This window comes from Paenibacillus sp. 01L418, from assembly GCF_056400045.1.
This window is the reverse complement of the sequence record NZ_JBFTSN010000433.1, coordinates 1-5,217: the sequence shown is the minus strand read 5'-3', so window position 1 is coordinate 5,217 and position 5,217 is coordinate 1. Positions and strand designations below refer to the sequence as shown.

Sequence of the window (5,217 nt, the reverse complement as noted above, 5' to 3'; positions counted from 1 at the left end):
CCTCGACAGTGTGGCTGTCGGCGACAATATGTATATTTATGGAAGCAGTGGTTCGAAAGGTTTCGTTCGTGACCTAGGCCTTAGCATTGCTGACCGTCTTGGTCTTTCCCTTATAACTAATCCAGGTGAAAATCCTAAGTATCCAGTTGGTACAACAGGAGACTGGAGTGATCATGCGCCATTCTCGAAAGCAGGTATTCCTTACGCCTACTTGGAAGCGACGAACTGGAGCCTTGGCGACAAGGATGGTTATACGCAAACTACACTGGATGGAGAGATATGGCACACAGCAAAAGATACTCTTGATTATATCGAGTCTGCTTATCCGGGAAGAATCCAAGAGCATTTAACGACATTTACTAAAGTGCTCACAAGCATTCTTCTTGAAGTACAAGAGCTTCAACTAAGCAAAGATAAAGCATCCATAACAGAAAAAAGAACGATTGACGTTTCATTCGAATTACCGGCAGGCGTAGCGCTTGCAGATCTGAAATGGAGCTATGGCGAGAAACCTCTGACCGAATGGAAAAAGTGGGGCACGAACTCATATTCGGGAGACCCATTCATCTATTTGGAAGGGACGCCAGTGCTGGATGGAACGACGGTTAAAGCGCAAGTTACGTTCGACCTTATTTACAACACAACAAACTTGTCTGGTGCTCACCGTTCCAGATACCCGGCAATGCTTGGTACTCGTGATTTTGCTGTTCTAGATCAGAAAGGCCGCACCATTGCGACAGCACCTATTAAGCTTAATGTTTATGACAGCTATCATTCGTATGATGAAATTAAACCAGAGATTGATGCGATTACAGCAGAAATTAATGCGAAAAATAATCGCTATGTCGAAACGCAGGTTCTTGGCCAATCCGTGCAGGGCAGAAACATTTATTTTACGATTTTGGCAAAGGACAAAGCGTCTGTAGACAAATACTTAAATGAAACGATGCCTGCTATGATGAATGATCCGAAGGGCTTGCAGGATAAAATCAAAAATGGCACGTTCACCGACTATAAAGTTCCAGTATGGCTTAACAATATCCATCCGGATGAAGCGCCTGGCGTTGACGTTATTCTTAACTTCTTCCGGGAAATGGGGATGAAGGATAACATCACGTTTAATACGAACGAGGATGCCGCTAATCCGCTGCCCGTTACGTTAAACGTAAATGATGCGCTTGAAAATGCTATTTTCCTAATGAATTTCACGGAAAATCCAGATGGACGTTCATTGAATACGCGGGCAAATGCCAACTCGTTTGACTTGAACCGCGATAATTCCTATCAAACACAGCCCGAAACAAAAATCGTAACGAAAGAAATTGCCAAATGGTCGCCGCTTTCCTTCTTGGATATGCACGGTTTCGTAGGCAGCTTCCTGATCGAGCCGTGTACGCCGCCGCATGATCCGAATTTCGAGTACGATCTATTGATTGGAAGCATGCTCGAGCAAGCGAATGCGATGGGTAAAGCAGGTATTGCTAATACCAAATATACAAGCTACGAAATTCCGTATGAATCTCATCAAAACAACAATGGACCTAATAAATCAGGCTGGGACGATGCATCTCCTGCGTATACAGCTGTTTATGCGATGCACCATGGTGCATTAGGTCACACGCTGGAAATACCAGAGCTTAACGAGGATTCAACGACTGCACTCTTCTATGCGAGCGTTGCAGCAACCAAGTATGTAGTAGAAAACAAAGAAAAATTGTTTTTGAACCAGCTTGAAGTTTATAAACGTGGAGTCGAGAATACAGACAGCCGTACCGTTGATAAATATTTGACGAATGCTGCTGATCAAGTCATTGGCAGACCGCGCGGTGCAGAAACTAATTTCTTCCCAGACTATTATGTTCTTCCTGTAGCAAGCGAATTGCAAAAAAACCGCCTAGCAACGTATGAAATGGTTCAGTACTTGCTGAGCAATGGCGTGAAAGTCGAACAAACCACGACACCTGTGACGATTGGCGAGGTCGTTYATCCAATTGGCTCTTATGTTGTCAACATGAAGCAAGCGAAGAGGGGTTATGCTAACCTCGTCTTGTATGACGGCTTTGATGTATCGGATTTCTCTGAAATGTATGCGGAAATCGTTCAAAGCTTTGCTGATATGAGAGGTTTTGATCGTTATGTGGTTCGTCAGGATGGAGCCTTCTCCGGTAAAACGACGAGCGTTACTGGAGTCGTAATCCCAGAGACGACCATTCCAGGCGACGCAGAACAGTATGTCATTAGAAATACAAGCAATGCGGCCATTAAAGCAGTAAATGAATTGCTTGCAGCTAAGAAAGCAGTAACGATGCTGAGCAAAGGTGCTGCAGGTTATGAATTAGGAGATTTCCTCGTTTCCAAAGCGGATCTCCAGTCTATTTCCAAAAAATATTTGTTAGATGTTATTGCCTTTGACAGTAAGAACAGCAAAGAAGGGCCGCTGCTGAAATTAACGACGGTATCCGCAACAGGAGTCCCTGCTTTTGTTCTAAAAGATTTGGGCTTCCCTGTGACAACGGATATGGCGGCAAGCGATGTACTTATTAACACAAGCGGACAAGCAAGCACGAACCTGATTGGTGAGGGCAAGCCTTATATTGGATTCGGAAGATCAGCAATGAACACAATGAAGGGTTCGACGCTGCTGCCAGGATTCGATTTCGCAACGACAGGAAGCTCTCATGAAGGCTTGTTCAAAACAGAGCTGGATCAAACGCATTTGATTACGGCTGCGTACGATGCAAAAGAATACTTCTACACGGCATCGGGTTCATGGATCACTTCTACTCCTGCAAATGCGAAGGTGTTGGCAACGGCAAGTACAGATGCTGACTTCTTTAAAGCAGGCTGGTGGCCTGGAAATGATAAAGTAAAAGGTAAAACGATTGGCTTCACCTACAAAAAAGGCAAAATTAATGTCACGTTATTTGCGAATGATTTGCTGAACAGAGCACATCCGCAAAAGCAATTCAGAGTGGTGGCTAATGCAATATTTACAGCGGCATTTGCTGAGGAGACGGGACCTGTTGTAACACCGGACCCAGGCACCGGCGGACCAGGTCCAGTTGTAACACCAACGCCAACACCGACTCCTAAACCTACGCCAACGCCAGTTGACGTTCCTGAGTTTAAAGATTTAGGAGCTGTCGAGGCATGGGCTGGAGACGCAATTAAGGAGTTGGCTGGAAAAGGCATTATTACAGGTATTAGCAGCACATCATTTGCACCGCTTAAACAAGTAACGCGAGCTGAGTTTTTGACGATGCTTGTTCGCGCTTATCAATTAGCGGATGCGACTGCCACGGCAGACTTCAGTGATGTGAAAACGTCGGATTGGTACTACGCTTCAGTAGCTGCAGCGGTGAAAGCAGGACTGGCTCAAGGTGTAGGAGAGGGCAAATTCGATCCTAACCGACCGATTACACGTGAGGAAATGGCTATTATGGCTGCGAACGCCTTGAAGCTCATCAATAAGGATGCAGCAGCAAGTGACGTAGAGGGTGCCTTAAGTAAATTTAGCGACCAAGCTAAAATGGCATCGTATGCGAAAGAAGCGATTGCCCTTCTGACAGAACAAGGCGTGATCAACGGCATGACGGACGGCTCCTATGCTCCAAAAGGCATAGCTAACAGAGCGCAAGCAGCCGTTATCATTAGCAAGCTCCTTAAGAAAAATTAAATTAAAGCAATAGATAAAGGGCTGCCAGCGGCAGCCCTTTTATTTAAAGCTTTTTTATGAAGTACATATTGCCTCACAGAAAACGCAAGGAGGACGGCATAGATGAAATTGAATATTGGGAGCAAACGTAAATTAACGATAGCCAATAAGATTTACGGCAGTTTTTTTGCTGCAATTGTTTTTATTATGCTTCTATTATGCTTTATTTTTTATAATCTCAATAACCTTAATAGATCCTATAATGAGCTTATTAACAATAATGTAGCCGTCCTTATGAATATGGAGTCTATTCAAAGAAATGCCGTTCAGCTCAATAGCAGCTTTAGCGATTACTTATTGAATAAAAATAAAGACATGTTAAAAGAAATGGATGCGGTAAGTGCGGATATTGTTAGTCAAGCAAAGGCAGCACAAGCTTTGATACAAAATGAGGAAGATATTAAAGCGCTTGACGCCCTTCTGGGATGGAACAATCAATACATGGAACGGATAGCAGCGTTTAACGATGTGGAGCAGTTAAAAGCCACTTCTTATGCCAACACACGCGTTTTCCCTTTGGCCAAGCTAATTCGCACTAATGCGATTAAACTCGCTCAAAAACAAGAGAACGTTATGTCGGAAAAGGTACTGGCAAACGATAGGGAAGTTAATCAGTCAAATATTTCTATGATTATCGGAAGTATCCTCCTTATTGCGGTGACGCTGCTGCTTGGTACACTGCTTTCTAGAAATATTTCCATGCCCATTAGACGTTTGTCTGGATTAGCTGTGGCCGTAGCCAGCGGTGATTTGCGCAGCACGCCTCTTCACATTCGAAATAAAGATGAAATCGGTTCATTAGCAGACTCGTTTGATAGTATGAGGAGCGGTTTGCAGGAGATGATAGAGCAGGTCAATCAGGCTGCGAAGCAGCTGGCAGCAAGCTCTGAGGAGATGCGTGAAGGAGCCAAACAAACCTCAGCAGCTACGTATTACATCGTTGAATCGACGCAGCTGGTTGCTGCATCAGCAGAGGAGCAGCTGCAAGGTTCAGAAGCAATTTCAACAGCGATGGAGGACATTGTCGAAGCAATTAGAAGTATAGCATCCGCGGTAACTGTGATTTCGGAAACGTCAGAGCAAGCCATTCTTATCGTAGATGGAGGACATTCCTACATGGAGCTTGCCACCCAAGACATGAGCAGCATTGATCAAATCGTCGATGAAACTGCGAATTCCATGGAAAATGTGAAGGAAAGCGTGCAGCACATCGAGAACATCGTAGCATTAATTGCATCCATTTCGGGCCAGACTCGGCTGCTTGCATTAAATGCAACCATTGAAGCAGCAAGGGCAGGGGAACATGGCTTAGGGTTTGCTGTAGTAGCGGAAGAGGTTAGAAACTTAGCGAAACAATCGGAAGAAGCGTCAAAAAAAGCGTCTAAGCTGCTCGGCACTGTACGCAGCAATACAATGCAGGCTGTTTCTATGATGGATAAAGGGAAAAATGAAGTGAAAAAGGGAAAGCGTTCATTGATCGAGACAAGCAGTCAATTTCAGCT

The 5,217-nt window shown here is 44.5% G+C and carries 2 protein-coding genes; both read left to right on the top strand.

From position 1 onward, the window contains the following. A partial coding sequence (locus tag AC1DSE_RS29640; protein WP_477528654.1) for an S-layer homology domain-containing protein occupies positions 1–3,676 on the top strand: 3,676 nt, incomplete at its 5' end. Between the two features lie 102 nt (positions 3,677–3,778). Continuing rightward, positions 3,779–5,217 (top strand): methyl-accepting chemotaxis protein (locus AC1DSE_RS29635; RefSeq protein ID WP_477528653.1); only part of this gene is annotated, 1,439 nt, incomplete at its 3' end.